This is a genomic window from uncultured Polaribacter sp. (assembly GCF_947503875.1).
Lineage (GTDB): Bacteria > Bacteroidota > Bacteroidia > Flavobacteriales > Flavobacteriaceae > Polaribacter.
The window spans coordinates 13,932-30,470 of sequence record NZ_CANNFH010000006.1 but is presented as its reverse complement, the minus strand read 5'-3'; the positions used below and the strand labels follow the sequence as shown (position 1 = coordinate 30,470).

Sequence of the window (16,539 nt, the reverse complement as noted above, 5' to 3'; positions counted from 1 at the left end):
GCATCATTACTCAAATCTTTCGGTACTAATTTACCTTTTTCTAAATCCTTTACATTTATAGAAACGTTTTTTATTTTCCGATTAATTCTTTAATCATTTTTGGCACCTCTTTTTCTGGTGTTGGGAAGTTATGTAATTCTTTATTTTTGTAAATACTAAAATGCGATTTTGCAATAACTTTATTTCCTTTTGGAGAGATAAAAGAAATTTCAAGTTCATCTAATATCTTTTTAAAATCCCACCTCCATTTATCTTTGTATTTTACTATTAAGTCAAAATTTTCAGGTTCGTCTCCTTTTTTTCCAATTACAGCTAAAATTCCACGTTTTTCTAATTCTCGTTTTATTATTGTGTCTGTATTTCCAATAACCTCAACTTTCTTAGCTTTATCGTCTTTTGATGGCAAATATCCTGCGTAAGTAAAATTACCAAACTTGAATTTTATATATTCAGAATTTTCTAATGAAATTATAAATGCACGTTTAAATTTTTTCGGACTATTCTCCGAATATCTCACCGTATTTATTGTCCCTTTACAACTAAAAAATATCGTTGCAAATAAAACCAATATTCCTAAAATTTTCTTTTTCATTCTAAATTTTCATTTAATGCCTTGCTCAAAGGTCTAATGCAATAAAAATAAAACAGTTGTAAGCGTTACTTTTCGGATTAAACTAAAGCGAAATTTTTAAATTTTGTTAATTATCTTCTCTCATTTTAATTATATCAAATTTAAAAATTTGGCGACTTGCAAATACACATAGACTTTTCGACAAAGCACTTTTTACCCTATTTTTTTATACATTTTAAGCGGTAGTGTTTTCGTCATTTCTACTACCAAATTCAATTTCTTTTCCTTTTTCTTGCTCAAAAAATTCACCATCGTCGTAAACTAAATTTCCGTTCACAAATGTTTGTTTTATTTTCGTTTGAAAAGTCGTTCCTATTAATGGTGACCAACCGCATTTATACAAAATATTATCTTTAGTGACTGTCCATTTGCTGTTCAAATCCACCAAGGTCAAGTCTGCAAAATAACCTTCTCGGATAAATCCTCTCTTTGTCATACTGTATAAAATTGCTGGATTATGGCACATTTTCTCCACTATTTTTTCTAAAGAAATCAGACCTTGTTTGTAAAATTCCAACATACAATTTAAAGTATGCTGAACCATTGGTGCACCTGACATAGATTGAAAATAAGGTTTTTCTTTTTCTTCTAAAGTGTGTGGTGCGTGGTCAGTAGTTATAAGGTCAATCTTGTCGTCAAGAAGTGCTTTTAATAAACCTTTTCTGTCCTTTTCTGATTTTATTGCTGGATTCCACTTTATAAGCATTCCAAGTCGGTCATAATCTTTTTCTGAAAACCATAGATGATGTACTGAAACCTCAGTAGTTATTTTTTTGTCTTTTAACGGAGTGTCATTTTGAAAAAGGTGGGTTTCTGCTTCAGTTGTTAAATGTAAAATGTGCAGTCTCGCATTGTGTTTTTTTGCTATTTCAATTGCACGTTTAGTAGCCTCAAAACAGCCTTGAGTACTCCTAATAACTGGATGAAATTTTGCAGGAATGTCCTCTCCATATTTTTCTCTGAAAGCCTGTTCATTTGCCTCTACAATTTCTTCTTTTTCTGAATGAATGGCTATAATCGATTTACAGTTAGCAAAAAGTTTTTCCATTTTTTCTGGACTATCAGCCAAAAGATTACCCTTTTTTGTAAAATATAATCCGTCATCTGAAACACCAATAAATTGACTAGTATCCATCTTTATAACTTCGTCAATATTATCTCCGTTTACACCAAGAAAAAATGAGTAATTTGCTAAAGATTTTTTTGAAGCAATTTCAAATTTTTCTTTAAGACTTTTAACCGTTAAAATATTCGGAACTGTATTTGGCATATCAATAAAAGAAGTAACTCCACCAGCAATGGCAGATTTACTTTCGGTATATAAATCGCCTTTATGTGTAAGGCCAGGGTCTCTAAAATGAACTTGTCCGTCAATAATTCCTGGAAAAAGGTATTTCCCTGCTCCGTCAATTATTTTATAATTTGATTCAATGTCAATATCTCCAATTTTATCAATTAGTCCGTCAATTAAAAGTACATCTGCCACAAATGACTTTCCTTCATTTACTATTGTAGGTTTTTTTATTAAAATATGCTGATTCATTTTTCAAGTTCTGTTAAGGTTGTTGGTTTTCTTAATTATACTGATATAGGATGACAATTTTTTGGTCTTTTTTATACCTTCCAAACTATCTTTTTTGGCCGTTTAGAACGGTAAAAAATAATTTGAACTAAGTTGTTGCTTAAATTTCAAATTCGTCAAATTTAGTTTATTTTTTCGATATGACTTGTATTTGATATTTGGATTTTGATGTACTTCGCTTGGTTTTCTTAATTTTAGACTACAATGTGCTCTTAAATGATTGTAAATATACACTGCTTGCATCGCTGTTTTCTTTGCTATATCTGTATTTTTAAGCGTTTGTCTTAAACCATATTCATATTTTAAAGTTCTATTAATACGTTCTGCAATTGCATTTCTGCCTGCCGGCAGGCAGGTTCATAAGGGTCATATTGCTCAGTCATACTCATTGTAATTCCATTTTTCTCAGCAAACTGAGTATATTTAGGATTACAATATTGAAAACCTCTATCAGAATGATGTATCAACCCTTTATTAGGATATTTTCTATTTTTAATAGCCATAGCGAGTGCCTCTGTACAAAGTGATGTTCTCATATGATTTGCTAATTTATAGCCCATAATTTGCTTAGAATATGCGTCTGTTACGATTGCTAAATAGTTATGTCCGTTTTCTGTTTTTATATAGGTAATATCGCTAACCCACAACTGCTCTGGTCTAGTGGGTACTTTATCTTTAATTAGGTTTTTGTATTTTCTAAACTGATGTTTAGAGTCTGTTGTTGTTATATAGTTTTTTAACTTTGGAACAAGAAAATTGTACATTCTTAAAACGTTGTAAAACTTGTCTCTACCAATTTTAATATCATTGGTTATAAAATCTTATTTTAGTTCGCTATAGAGCTTGATTCCAGCTGTTCTCATACCAACTGACTTTCTATAATTTAACACTAACACAACTATTTTTTGTTGATTGATTTGTTGTTTTTGTTGGCTTTTAAGTCTTTTGCAAAAGGCTTGTTTACTAATCCCAAAACATCCATAGAACCACTTTGTTTTAAACGGTTTTTCTTCTTTAGCGCTATTTCTTTTGCTAATCTGCCTGCCGGCAGGAAGGTGTTTTGGGTAATGACTTTTTTGACATATCCACGCCTCTAAAAATTTCCATATTAGCAAAAATATCTTGCCGAAAGTCTTTTACAAACTCAAATTTTTCAGTTTTTTCCTTCATTTTTTTTATTTCATCGTTTTTACTCATACCTGTGTTTTGTTGCACTAAAGTATTGTATTTTTTTATCCAAATAACCAATCGTTGTTCTTGGAACATCCTATTTTTTGGAAGCAAAGTTTCTTGAGATTTGACCATTTTGAATTTGGTCAACGACAAATAATTTGGTTTCTAATGTTACTTTTTAGTACTTTCTTCTCTGCCAGTGTTCTTTTTGCGTTTTCGTAACTGACTATAATTAAGTGTTTAATTTTTAGTCAACCTATTTCAGGAAAGTACATTTTCGTAAATGGTGTACAACGTTGTTGTGTATGAGTTGTTGCGTTGGTTTAGCGTAAAGTTAGTGAAAATTTACTACATTTAAAGTGTGCGAAATCTTTCCCAAGTAAGCCAAAAATAGCAATAAAATTTATACGCTGTTGTGCAAAGTATTTATCTTTCAATTATTATTTTTTCAGATATTCTTCTTAAAACATAAAGATATGGTGTCAATAAATCGTCATTTTTTGCAGTCGGAAGTATAACTTTATTTTCACGAGATTCTCTTAAATGTACAAGACTATTTCTAATACTGACAATATTTTCTTTAATTATTTTTATTGTATTTTCAGGTAATTGTTCAATTCCAGTTAATTCATTTTTCATTATTGGGTCTAACTTAAATCCACCTTCAAATTCTAATTTTCTACTAAAATATTCAATATTATCTTCTAGTTCGATTTTCAAATCTTTCAGTTTAACGTGTTCAGATATTAGCATTTCTAATTTCGCTTTATCATCATTGTTTTTAAAATGATTTTTAAATTCTTCAATTATAGTTTTACTATATTCTTCTGAATTATAAGATATATCTGGTTTTTTTAATAGTGTTGTTAATTTGTGTTTAATATCTGATTTTAAATAATAATATGATGCATATTCTAAAATTTGATAATAAAATATAAAACTCAATCTATTATCTGTTGTGCTATTTGCAACTGTTATTATTTCTAAAAGAATGTTATCTATTTCTGTACCATTTATTGTATCTGGAAAAGTATCGAATAATGAATAACAAGGAACTTTAAAGTTTTCTTTTTTATAACTCTTTTGAAATATCTGAACGTTGGGTGTTAATCTGTCAAAATATGACATATAAAAGTTTAGATGTCGACAAAATTCCACGATTTCGTTTTCTATGGGTTTAAAGTTTCCTTTTATGAAGAAGTTAAACGGTTCCTTATCTTTAAAATATTTAGATAAAAAATCAGGTAATTCATCTTTTCTATAATAATCTCGAAATTGTCTTAAGTTTCTGTAAGAAGTTTTGCTTTCTTCTTTATCTTCTCTAAAAGCTGTTGCTATTTTTTCAAAGTCTTCTGTAGGTTTTTCCCAATTACATAAATATGAATTCCCTTTATAATTGAAAGTAAAACTTCGCTTTACCAATTCTTCATTTGGGTCTAATGGAAATGCGTAAACTTCTATAATTCCTTTTTCAATTGAGTAAGAAGCCATAAGTTCTTCAGGAAAGTACAAACTATTCAAAAAAGTTAAATCAGTATCTTTATTAAATCGCAATAAAAAACTGTCATCATTCCATAAGTTTTTTATGTGAACTCTATTTTCTTCTACTTCTTCTAAAACTACTTTTGGGTATCTTTCTGTTAAATTCATTCAATTAGTTTCGGGTTTGGATATTTTGCACAACTTGATTGTGTATGGTTTGTTGCGTTGATATAACGTAAAGTTAGTGAAAATTTAATACATTTGAAGTCAACAGAAACTTTCCAAAGTTGCCATAAATAGCAATAAACTATACACGCTGTTACCAAAAGTAGTGATTTTTATTAGGAATTTCAGATTTCATTAATTTCTCATTTTTTTTATTTTTCACGTTTGAGAGATAATTCCACATTTTTAATTCCTGTTTTAGTTCAATTCCACTTATAATAAATATCTAGGTTGCTAAATTCAACATTCGAGTGATTATTCTGCCATTTTAAATTCCCCATTTTAAGAAAAAATTGAGCAATTTTGGTTTTCCGTATTTTGCTCAATTCAACATTTGAGTGATAATTCCGCAATTTTGTTTTCAGCGTTTGAGTAATTTTTCACGTTTTTAGAAATTCCGCAAACTTTGGGAAAATTCCGATTGTTGAGAGGTTGTTTAAGCGATTTTAAATTTCACTTTTTTTAGTTTTCATTCACTATTTTCAATTCAACATTTGAGTGAGTGAGCTATTTTTGGTAACGTGTTTGTGTATGATTTCGTTGCGTGTTTAAGCACTAAAGTTAGCAAATAAATCACAGATAGAAAGTCCGCGAGGACTTTCGTAAGTAGGCTATAACTAGCAATGAATTATACACGTTGTTAGGCAACGTTGTTGTTTTCGTAATGTTTTATATTTTTCAATTCAGCTTCTTTAATTTCCTTTTGATTTTCAATATCAAAGTCATCTTGGATTCCTAACCAAAATTTTGCAGAATTTCCAAAATATTTACTTAACCTTAAAGCTGTATCCGCTGTAACTCTTCGATTTCCTTTTATAATTTCAGAAATTCTTGTTTGAGGAATTTTCAAGTCTTTTGAAAGTCTATATGCAGAAATTTCAAGAGGCTCAAGAAATTCGTGAAATAAAATTTCTCCTGGATGAATATTTGCTAATTTTTCCATAATTTTCTTTTTTAGTGATAATCAACTATTTCAACTTCACTTGCGTTTCCGTTGTTCCAAATAAAGATGATTCTCCATTGTTTATTAATTCTAATACTATAATATTCTTTCAGATTTCCTGTTAACTTTTCAAGTCGGTTTGATGGTGGAATTCTTAAATCAGCAATATCTTGTGAGTTATTAAGCATTCTCATTTTTCTCCTACCTACATTTTGAATTTCGTTCGGCAATTTCTTTACTCGAATTCCATTCCAAATTTTTTCAGTTTCTTTCGTTCCAAAAGAAATTATCATATTCTTGTTTTACGTTACTAACGTCAAAGGTATGTGTTTTTTTTCGTTCCACCAAATGTTGCCTAACGTGATTGTATAAGATTTGTTGCGTTGATTTAGCGTAAAGTTAGTAAATATTTACTAAAATTAAAGTGTGCGAAACCTTTCCCAAATAAGCTAAAAATAGCAATAAAATTTATACGCTGTTGTACAACGTTTTTTAAATTCCACCATTTATAATGTTCTTTCGTTCCTAAATAAAATTTAATATTTATCATTCCAATATTTTCATTTTTGTCTGAATGTATATCAAGTCTATACCAACCTAAAAAAGTTTCAGAAATATAAATATCTCCTTTTATATCATAATATTCAGATGTCAGAGATTTTCCAATTTGATTTTCCATTTTAATTCTGGAATCACTAATTTTAATTTTATTCCAATTATTAGGATAATTAGGATGTGAAAACCAAACAATCATTATTAAAATAGTTGTTCCAGTTATTATTTTAAATACGTTTTTCATAACTTTTAATTGTCTTTATACTTCTTTATTTTCGATGTATTGTCACAAAGATTATAAATTTTCCATTCGCCAATTTTTTTTCCATTCAATCTTTTTCCAGCTTTCCACAATTTCAGTTTTTCTCCTTTTTCCGTATTATTAAATTCTTTCTCAAAACTCTCAATTATTATATTTTTGTTAGTGGTAAATAATTCTTCAACTGAAATATTCTTTTTTAATTCAATTCGGTTTGTTTCGATTATTTTATAAATTTCTCCAAATTCATTAAATTGCTTTTGATACAATAGGATTCCAAAACTGTCATATAATTGTTCAAAAATCAATTCTCCTTTTTTATTAAATAACTGCTGTTTATCACTCATTAAATCGTAATTATATTCTCCATTTTCGTAGACTAAAAATTTAGAAATCTGTTTAGTTTTTCCGTTTCTATATTTTTTAATTTTAATTACGGAATCAATTGGTTTCAAGTTTTTTGTCAATTCAAGGTATTTTTCAGATTGTTGAGAATATATAGTCAAACTGAAAGCAAAAAATATAATTATTATAACGGATTTATTTTTCATTCTTTATGTTGTACAACGGTTTTGTGTATGATTTCGTTGCGTGGTTTAAGCACTAAAGTTAGCAAATAAATCACAGATAGAAAGTCCGCGAGGACTTTCGTAAGTAGACTATAACTAGCAATGAATTATACACGGTGTTGTACTTAGTGCTTTTTCAATATTTCTATCAATTTTGTATTTACGTAAACACTTTCTCTTCCAATTTTTTGAGAAGTTAATATTCCAATATCTTCCATTTTTTTTAAATAGCGTGAAGCCGCTTTTCTTTCTACATTTAATTTTTCTACAACAAATTCTATTTTAGAATAAGGTTGTTCAAAGAGTAATTCAATTAATTCTTTTCTATAAATTTTAGGTTCCTTTTCTTGAGCAAATAATATAGTTTTATCCAACAATATTTTAATTGAATTTATTTTTTCAATAGTTCTATTTGATGTTATTTCAATAGCTTTTAGCATATAGATTATATATTTAGACCATTCATCTTTATTGTTAACTGTGTTTAGTAAACGGTAATAATCCGCTTTATTTTCGTTGATATATGAACTTAAATATAAAATAGGAATATCTAAAAGGTCATTTAGAATTAGGTATAAAATATTTAGTATTCTTCCTGCTCTTCCATTTCCGTCATAAAAAGGATGAATACTTTCAAACTGATAATGTAAAATAGCTAAATTAATTAATGGATTTAAATCGTTTTGTTTAACATTAAAATGTTCTAAGAAATTACTTAATAAATCCAATATTTCGTCTTTTTCTTGTGGTGGTGTATAGACAATTTCTCCAGTTTTATCGTTTTTTAGCACAGTTCCAGCCATTGAGCGAATTCCAGCATTATTTTCGATAATGGTTTTTTGAATAGTTTCTATATCTTTTAACTTTAAAAATCCTTGTTTCTTAACTAATTCAAAACCAGAAAAAATAGCACTTCTGTAATTTATAACTTCTTTAACTTGAGTTGCTTGTTTTGTGTTTGTAGCTAAAGCTTTATATAATTCATCTTGTGTTGTAATAATATTTTCTATTTCAGAACTATCTTTAGCTTCTTGTAAGACAACAGCATTAATCAGCATTTCTTGATTAGGAATAGTTTTGGCAATTCCTTTTAATTCTCCTAATGAATTTGAGGATTTACTCAATTGACGAAGAATTTCAATAGTTTCTACTTTTTCTCTTTTCGGTGGAAGTTTTGCAAGTTTATTGATTTGGGACATTTTATCTCTTGTAAATTACATATGTACCAAAAATACAAAAAATAGTTCAATTAAATTCAATATGCGACTTTTTGTCCCGCATTAAGTACAACGTGAATGTGTATGGAAAGTTGCGTTTAAAGTGTGCGAGTATTTTCCGCAGGAAAATAGTTGCAACTAAAAAACAACTAACCTTTAATTAAGCGAAATATAGCAATTTTTTATACATGCTGTTATGTAACGTTTTTTCTCCTTTTTGCTTTTCGTTTCTCTCGTTTTTTTAGTCTTTTATTTCGTTGGTAATTCCAAATTATTGATTTAATTCTACTCACACTAATTGGTAAAATTCCTTTATTTCCAGTTTTTAATTCATTCGGTAATTTCCAAATATCATACTCACTTTTAAATTCGGCAACATTGTATTCTGAAGGAATAAATTCAAATCGCCTTTTTTTAAATTCACGATTTTTAATTTTTGAAATTATGTTTAATAGTAAATCAAAAATGTCTTTATCACTTTCGCTTATATTTTCAGTATTATATTCCGTATAATAATCAGGTTCAGCTTTCCAAAATATTAGAGTTGCAGTTCCTAAATCACATTTTGGACTATTTACAATCCAATTCAAAACTTCAATTCCATCGTCCCAATTATAATTTTCAGCCAGAAAATATTGGTCAGTCGAATTTAATTTTTTAAAAATCTCAAAATCTGGCGTAAAGTCATAATCGTCATTATCAAATGAATATTCGATAAAATTCTCGATTATAAGTTTCTCTTTTGAAGGTGTAATTATCATTTTTGGTTAAATGTTACATAACGTTGTTGTGTATGGTTTGTTGCGTTGGTTTAGCGTAAAGTTAGTAAATAATTACTACATTTAAAGTGTGCAAAAACTTTCCAAAATTGCCTTAAATAGCAATAAATTATACACGGTGTTAGGGCACGTTTTTTTCACATTCTTTTATTCCTAATTTCTCAATCGCACTTCTAAATTTACTATTAATTCTCAATTCTGACAATTTATTTTTTCCAATTGGATTACTGCCTCCTGAAATATTAATATGATTGTTCCTTAATAAAGTTTTTAAACTATCCGTATTTTTTGTACAAATCCTAATTTCCGTTTTATTTTCAAATTCCAATGCACCATTACCTTGATAAAACTCAAATTCGTTTCTAAAAGTTTCTAAATATTCTTTATTGTTTTCTGTTAACCAGTCAAATTTCAGTACTTTATTTATTCTTTCTACAGCTCTTTCTTTCTGCCCTGAAAAGGTCTCAATCATAGCATAACCTACAAGAGAGTTTAAGTCTTTTTCGTTTTTAATTTCTCCTATTTCACTTAAATTATAAGCATTTACATAATTTATTTTTGCATTTTCAATATCTCCATTTAATTCAAAAATTCCAGCTTTTGCTTGATAATAATAAACTGTGCCTTTCTGTTTTTCGGGTAGTTTTTCTAAAAGTTCAAAAGCTTTCTCAGTCTCCTTTTCTTCTCCATAAATTCCAATTAATGCAAAACGTATATTCAAATTAGTTCCATCAATTTTCAATGCTTTTTCGTAGATTTTTTTAGCTTCTTCCATTTTTCCGTTAATCCTCAAATCTACAGCCTGATTATTAAGTTCAATTGCCTTCTTTTTATCTTTATCAGAAATACCGTCATTTTCACAACTCCAAATTGTAAATAATGATATTAAAATTAGCGTAATTTTTTTCATTTGAAATGTGCCCTAACTAGTTATATCTCTACAAATATAACCTATTATCATTAAAATTTACGGGATAACAGAACATTTTTACTTTGTTTATCAGTAGGTAAAAGCTTCTTTAAAACAAAGTTTACAATCTCATACCATTTAATTACAACAAACTAATTTTACTCTAAAACAACCTTAATATTCTCTGTATTATAAAGCTTTGATACATAATTCTCATTATAAACAACTCCTTTTTTAACAACCGCAAACGCCTGTTTTATAAGCTTGTTTGCTACTGCAATCATTGCTAATTTTTTACTTTTTCCTTTGGCTATTATCCGTTCATACAACTCCCTGCAGGCCCTATTGTATTTACTAGCCGTAAAAGAAGCTAAAAATAAAAGGTTTCTTAACTTTTTATTCCCCATTTTACTTATTCTACTTTTGCCTCTCACACTACTTCCAGATTCCCTAATAGCAGGTGTAATTCCGGCATAATTACATAGTTGTTTTCCCTTCTCAAATTTTCTAAAACCATTGGAAATAATTATCAAATACATAGCTGTTTTATTACCAATACCAGGAATTGTTTTTAATAAATCCAACTGATCTTTATACTCTGTACTTATTAGGCCAACCAACTCCTCTTCTATCAGAGTCATTTCATTTTTTAAATATTCTAAATTCCTTTTTAAAGAATCAATCACTGCTTTTGATGGAAATCCTAATACTTTTTCACCATGAATTTTATTTTTAATAGCAGTACTTTGCTTTACATAAATATCTAATAATCGGTATAATTGCAAGCACTCAAACTGTACCTCTGATAAAACCTTATATTCTGGCATTTTGTTGGTTAAAGCATATTGATAAATAAATTTTGCATCACTCTTATCCGTTTTTACCTGAGATAGCTTCATCTGTATAAAACGCTTTACACTTAAGGGATTAACAACAGAAACACTTACATTATGTTTAACTAAAAATTGGGCTAACAAGTAATGATAATAGCCAGTAGCCTCTATAACAACCAAAGCGTTTTCTGGTAAAATTTTAAGTAATTTCTTAAAACCTAACTCCTCGTTTCTCAAAACAAAATTACCTTTACAGCTAGAATATAAATCTAACTTGTCTTTACTAACATCTACACCAAAAATATGTTTTAAAGTTTTCATTAAAAAAAATTAATAATTTTAAGTGTGCGGATTATCGATGTTGTCGAAGTCAAATGCTTCACCGTGTATTTTAATCTTATCACACACTTTTATCCAATTGAATTTTGCAAAATTAAACAGATTTTAATTAATTTTAAAAACATAAACTTTGTTCTGTCAATCTATTTTTATTTCTTAAATTTAAAACGGAACAAAAAAGCTTTAAGAGTCAATTAAATCATATATTCAAAATTTTACACTCAATTTAACGCAAAACAAATGAGAATTACACCAAATAAAATGCAAAAGGTACTTACAAACCTTTTTGTGAAATATAAATTTACTCAAGAAAAAGCAACAACTCTTGCAAACACATTTACAGAAAGCACACTAGATGGTGTAAACTCTCATGGAATTAATAGAGTACCTCTTTTTATAGAATACATAAAAAAAGGAGTTATTAAAATTAATTCAGAGGCAGAAAATGTAGGCACTTTTGGCAATATAGAAAGATGGGATGGTAATTTAGGACCAGGAATTATAAATGCTACTAAATGTACTAATAGAGCAATTGAATTGGCTAAAAACCACGGAATGGGCATGGTCGCATTGCGCAATACAAACCACTGGATGCGTGGTGGAACTTACGGGAAACTTGCCGCAAATGCCAACTGTATTTCCATTTTATTTACAAATACACAACCCAACATGCCACCTTGGGGTGGAAAAGATAGTAGAATTGGTAACAATCCTTTTGTGGTTTCTATTCCTAGAAAAAAAGGAAACATAGTTTTAGATATGGCCATTTCTCAGTTTGCCTTTGGTACCATAAATAACTATAAATTAAAAGGAGAAAAACTGCCTCATTTTGGTGGTTGGGATAACAACAACCAACTCTCTAAAGATCCTGAAAAAATATTAGAAAAAGAACGTGGCTTGCCTATTGGTTATTGGAAAGGCTCTGCACTTTCTATGGTTTTAGATATGTTAGCTACTGTTTTATCTGCAGGAAATTCTACCTATGAAATTGGAAAAAAGGAAATAGAAACTGGAATTTCTCAAGTATTTATTTGCATTTATCCAGAAATTTTTGGCGACAATGTTTTACAAGATAGGTTATTAGATGAAATTATAAATTTTACTCACGATGTAGAAGTAATGCAACCTGAAAATAAAATTTACTATCCTGGAGAACGAAGTTCACAAACTAGAGCTAAAAATTTAAAAGAAGGTATTTTTGTAGATGAAACGATTTGGGATAAAATTACAAGATTAGAATCAGAGTAAGACTGAAATAAAAACAACTTAAAACTAATGGGAATAATTCTTTTACCGTTTTTACTTATTGCCTTAATTATTGGAATAATAGCTATAACCAAAATAATTAAGCTTTTCAAATTAAAAGCCTTAGCTGTTAAAGATTTTATGTGGGGTTTTGTAGCATCAATAACTATTTTTAGCCTAATTTGTCTGGTTTATGTCTTCGAAGGCAAAGCTTCAGAATTAAGTCCTATTTTTAGAATCCCAATATTTATGTTTGTACTACCCTTTACAATTCATAAAATAATTAAAAATAATAGCAACAAAAAGTTGCAATACTTTTCTAAAATATTACTGATAAGTATTGTTTGCACAATAGTTTTTGCAATTGTTTTTAATGATATATTTTTTGATTTAATTAATTATTTAGGCTTAGAAAAACAATATTAAAAAATACTATTTTTTCTATTGTAATTTCTAAAACAACAAAGAAAATCTAAAGAAGTACTTTGTTATTTACCTTACAAAACAGTTAGTTGAAGGTACATAAAACCGCGAAGTTATTAAGATTTACATCTTTATTTTAACTAAGACATTTACTAAAATTAGTTTAAATTGAATTTAAAAATCTATTAAAACTATTTCAACATATTTTTTAGATAAAACTGTTCTACTTTTTCTCTAGCCCAAGGTGTTGTTCGTAAAAATTTTAAAGAAGATTTATAGGTTGGATTATTTAAAAATGCCTTTATACCTAAAGAATAGCCTAATTCTTCCCAACCATATTCTTTAAATAGTTGTTCTAAAATGGTAGCTAATTTTATACCGTGCAAAGGGTTATTTGGTTGTTCTTTACTCATTATTATTCGTCTAAATTAGGCAATACAAAATCATCTAAAACAGATTTTTTAGCCATCATTTTTTCTATTTCTTTTACGGTTCTTGGGGCTTCTGCAGATAGGTTTACAGGTCCATTTTTAGTCACTAAAATATCATCTTCTATTCTTATACCAATTCCCCACCATTTTTTATCACAATTACTACCTTCAGGAATATAGATTCCAGGTTCCATAGTAACTACCATATTTTCTTCAAAATTTCCATAATTACCTGGGTCATGCACATCTAAACCAATATGATGTGATGTACCATGAGGAAAATAAGGATGTTTTTCATCTAAACTTTTAATAATACCCAAATCTAATAAACCTTGGTTAACTACTGCTATTGCAATTTGATTTGGTTTAGCCATACTTTCACCTACTGTATAGGCTTTAATACCAGCTTCTTGCGCATCATAAACAATATTATAAATTGCTTTTTGTGCTTTCGTAAATTTACCATTTGCAGGTATAGTTCTAGTAACATCAGCTGTGTAACCTCTATATTCTGCACCTAAATCCATTAAAACCAAATCGTTACCAACTTTAGTTTTACTATTTTCTATATAATGCAAAATACAACCATTATTGCCTGCTCCTACAATACTTGGGTAACCTTCATATTCTGCACCATATTTTTTATAAACGAATTCATGAATTCCTTGCAATTCAATTTCAGACATGTGTGGTTTCATGGCTTTCATTACCTCTATTTGTCCAACAGCAGAAATACGAATTGCCTTGGTTAACAATTTAATTTCTGCGGGAGTTTTTACCTCTCTTAAAGTAGCTAAATTACTAGATAAGAAAGAAATATCTATATTAGTTTTGGCGTTTAATTTTAAAGTAATCTTCTCTTTCAAATCTTTTTTTATGGCTATTTCTGAGGCATCTTTAAATTTCATTAAATCTGTATCTTCCTTTAAAGAAGGGTCGTAAGCAATTGCTCTACCAATTATTTGTGCAACATTAGCACTGTTTTCTATTGGAGTAGATTTTACCAACTCGTAAATTTGTTTTTTTATGGGTGATAAAAAATTATTTGGATTGTAGTCTGCATTCTGTTTAAACGCCATTACCAAATCATAAATTTCGCCAGTATTGTTTGTCGAATTTCTATAATCATCATTAAATTTCTCAACAAAAATTCTATCAAAAGCTTTAAAATTGATGCCAGCATTTTTAAAATCTTCGCCATTCATTACCATTTTAAAACCCAATCTTTCCTTTGCTCCTTCAATTCCCAAACGTTTTCCATCCCATTGTTCTGCACGTTTATCTTTCTTTTGCACAAATAGCATTTCATTATATACAGTGCCATCTTCAGCTTGCTGATCATCAGAAAATAACACTAAAACCCCATTTGGTTCTCTATAACCTGTTAAATAATAAAAATTAGGATCTTGATGAAATACATAATCTACATCATTGGCTCTATTTCTTAACGGATTTGCAAAAACTACAGCTACAGAATTTACCGGCATTTTGGCGCGTAATGCTTCTCGCCTACTTTTATGAAATTCTTTGGGTAAATAATCTGTTGGTGTTTGCGAAGATATATTCAGCGTTAATGTAAAACCAAGAACAAATAAAAAATAACGTAATAGCATTAATAAGTAGTTTATATATGTTTATCAAAAGTAAAAGAAAAAAATTTGTGAAAGGAAAAAATTAACAAAAAATTAGTGATGCTATATTGTACATTTTTCAATAATTTAGCCCAAAAATTAAGAAATCTACATAAATGAAGAATATAGCTTTAAACGATATACATGTTGCTTTAGGTGCAAAAATGGTTCCTTTTGCAGGTTATAATATGCCTGTGCAATATGAAGGTGTTACTGCAGAACATTTAACGGTTAGAAATGCTGTTGGTGTTTTTGATGTAAGTCACATGGGCGAATTTTTAGTTAGTGGAGAAAATGCACTTGCTTTAATACAAAAAGTAACTTCTAATGACGCTTCTAAATTAGCTGTTGGCGATGCACAATATAGTTGTTTTCCTAATACAGAAAACGGAATTGTAGATGATTTAATTTGTTACAGAATTAAAGAAAACACCTATTTATTGGTTGTAAATGCTTCCAACATAGAAAAAGATTGGAATTGGATTTCTAATTATAACAAAGAATTTAATGCAGATTTAAGAGACTTGTCTGAAGCGTATTCTTTATTGGCTATTCAAGGTCCAAAAGCAATAGATGCCATGCAATCTCTATCTTCTTTAGACTTGGCAGATATTCCGTTTTACAAATTTAAAATTGGCGATTTTGCAGGAATAGATAATGTAATTATTTCTGCAACTGGTTACACAGGTTCTGGCGGATTTGAGATTTATTGTAAAAACAATGAAGTAGCACAAATTTGGAACAAAGTTTTTGAAGCTGGAGCAGGTTTTGGAATTAAACCTATTGGTTTAGCAGCAAGAGACACCTTAAGAACAGAAATGGGCTATTGCTTATATGGTAATGATATAGATGATAGCACCTCTCCTATTGAAGCAGGTTTAGGATGGATTACAAAATTTACTAAAGATTTTGTAAACTCAGACGCTTTAGCAAAACAAAAAGAAGACAAACCAGAAAGACGTTTGGTTGGTTTTGAGTTAGATGAAAGAGGCATACCAAGACATGGTTATAACATTGTAGATGGCAATAGTAATATTATAGGAAGTGTAACTTCTGGAACCATGAGCCCTAGTTTGCAAAAAGGAATTGGCTTGGGTTATGTACCTACTTTATTTGCCAAATCTGGTGCTAAAATTTACATTCAGGTGCGTAAGAAAGCAATACCTGCAACTATTGTAAAATTGCCTTTTTACAAAGGATAAAATAAAAGCGTATAAGATTAACACAAACCTTAGTTCTTAAATTTAAGAATTAAGGTTTTTTTATTTTTAAAAAAGTATTTTTACACTTTAAAAATATAGAAAAATATTTT

18 protein-coding genes are annotated in these 16,539 nt (G+C 28.8%); 2 read left to right on the top strand and 16 right to left on the bottom strand.

The annotated features are described in order from the left end of the window. Positions 1-70 precede the first annotated feature (70 nt). From Q0684_RS10810 to Q0684_RS10750, 14 genes are all read right to left on the bottom strand, one after another. Complete coding sequence (locus Q0684_RS10810; RefSeq protein WP_299016486.1) at positions 71-592, bottom strand: hypothetical protein; 522 nt, start codon at positions 590-592, stop codon at positions 71-73. Positions 593-806: 214 nt separating this feature from the next. Further along, the gene (locus tag Q0684_RS10805; protein ID WP_299016484.1) at positions 807-2,174 is read right to left on the bottom strand and encodes a dihydroorotase; all 1,368 of its coding nucleotides are present in this window, start codon (positions 2,172-2,174) and stop codon (positions 807-809) included. A gap of 102 nt (positions 2,175-2,276) precedes the next feature. Beyond that, complete coding sequence (locus Q0684_RS13530; protein ID WP_366140209.1) at positions 2,277-2,531, bottom strand: hypothetical protein; 255 nt, start codon at positions 2,529-2,531, stop codon at positions 2,277-2,279. Continuing rightward, on the bottom strand, positions 2,516-2,977 hold the full coding sequence (locus Q0684_RS10800) for a DDE-type integrase/transposase/recombinase (protein ID WP_299016482.1): 462 nt from the start codon (positions 2,975-2,977) through the stop codon (positions 2,516-2,518). Before Q0684_RS10800 ends, Q0684_RS13530 begins: the two co-directional genes overlap by 16 nt. A gap of 268 nt (positions 2,978-3,245) precedes the next feature. Further along, complete coding sequence (locus tag Q0684_RS10795; protein WP_299016481.1) at positions 3,246-3,518, bottom strand: hypothetical protein; 273 nt, start codon at positions 3,516-3,518, stop codon at positions 3,246-3,248. A gap of 294 nt (positions 3,519-3,812) precedes the next feature. After that, positions 3,813-5,036, bottom strand: coding sequence for a hypothetical protein (locus Q0684_RS10790; protein ID WP_299016480.1), 1,224 nt, complete (start codon positions 5,034-5,036; stop codon positions 3,813-3,815). A gap of 697 nt (positions 5,037-5,733) precedes the next feature. Continuing rightward, positions 5,734-6,036 carry a HigA family addiction module antitoxin gene (locus Q0684_RS10785; protein WP_299016479.1) on the bottom strand — a complete coding sequence of 101 codons (303 nt, stop codon included), beginning with the start codon at positions 6,034-6,036 and terminating at the stop codon, positions 5,734-5,736. An 11-nt stretch (positions 6,037-6,047) separates the two neighbouring features. Next, positions 6,048-6,329: a type II toxin-antitoxin system RelE/ParE family toxin gene (locus Q0684_RS10780; protein WP_260584645.1), complete on the bottom strand. Its 282-nt coding sequence runs from the start codon at positions 6,327-6,329 to the stop codon at positions 6,048-6,050. Positions 6,330-6,424: 95 nt separating this feature from the next. Then, complete coding sequence (locus Q0684_RS10775; RefSeq protein ID WP_299016473.1) at positions 6,425-6,835, bottom strand: hypothetical protein; 411 nt, start codon at positions 6,833-6,835, stop codon at positions 6,425-6,427. A 5-nt stretch (positions 6,836-6,840) separates the two neighbouring features. After that, entirely contained in the window at positions 6,841-7,401 is a 561-nt protein-coding gene (locus Q0684_RS10770; protein ID WP_299016472.1) for a hypothetical protein, read from the bottom strand. 143 nt (positions 7,402-7,544) lie between these two features. After that, positions 7,545-8,543 (bottom strand): Fic/DOC family N-terminal domain-containing protein, encoded by a 999-nt coding sequence (locus Q0684_RS10765; RefSeq protein WP_299016469.1) that lies wholly within the window; start codon positions 8,541-8,543, stop codon positions 7,545-7,547. 287 nt (positions 8,544-8,830) lie between these two features. Next, positions 8,831-9,397, bottom strand: coding sequence for a DUF4274 domain-containing protein (locus Q0684_RS10760; RefSeq protein ID WP_299016468.1), 567 nt, complete (start codon positions 9,395-9,397; stop codon positions 8,831-8,833). A 139-nt stretch (positions 9,398-9,536) separates the two neighbouring features. Beyond that, entirely contained in the window at positions 9,537-10,325 is a 789-nt protein-coding gene (locus Q0684_RS10755) for a tetratricopeptide repeat protein (RefSeq protein ID WP_299016466.1), read from the bottom strand. A 158-nt stretch (positions 10,326-10,483) separates the two neighbouring features. Continuing rightward, a complete protein-coding gene (locus tag Q0684_RS10750) occupies positions 10,484-11,479 on the bottom strand; it encodes an IS110 family transposase (protein ID WP_299016465.1) in 996 nt (331 codons plus the stop codon). Between the two features lie 258 nt (positions 11,480-11,737). Here Q0684_RS10750 and yiaK point away from each other — a divergent pair, with 258 nt between their 5' ends. Then, entirely contained in the window at positions 11,738-12,745 is a 1,008-nt protein-coding gene (gene yiaK, locus Q0684_RS10745; protein ID WP_299016463.1) for a 3-dehydro-L-gulonate 2-dehydrogenase, read from the top strand. 611 nt (positions 12,746-13,356) lie between these two features. Here the strand turns inward: yiaK and Q0684_RS10740 are convergent. Together Q0684_RS10740 and Q0684_RS10735 are read right to left on the bottom strand one after the other, a co-directional pair. After that, positions 13,357-13,578 carry a VF530 family protein gene (locus Q0684_RS10740; protein ID WP_299016461.1) on the bottom strand — a complete coding sequence of 74 codons (222 nt, stop codon included), beginning with the start codon at positions 13,576-13,578 and terminating at the stop codon, positions 13,357-13,359. A 2-nt stretch (positions 13,579-13,580) separates the two neighbouring features. Next, positions 13,581-15,209 (bottom strand): aminopeptidase P N-terminal domain-containing protein, encoded by a 1,629-nt coding sequence (locus tag Q0684_RS10735; protein ID WP_299016459.1) that lies wholly within the window; start codon positions 15,207-15,209, stop codon positions 13,581-13,583. 134 nt (positions 15,210-15,343) lie between these two features. Between Q0684_RS10735 and gcvT the strand changes: the two genes are divergently transcribed. Continuing rightward, complete coding sequence (gcvT, locus tag Q0684_RS10730; protein WP_299016457.1) at positions 15,344-16,429, top strand: glycine cleavage system aminomethyltransferase GcvT; 1,086 nt, start codon at positions 15,344-15,346, stop codon at positions 16,427-16,429. Positions 16,430-16,539 lie beyond the last annotated feature (110 nt).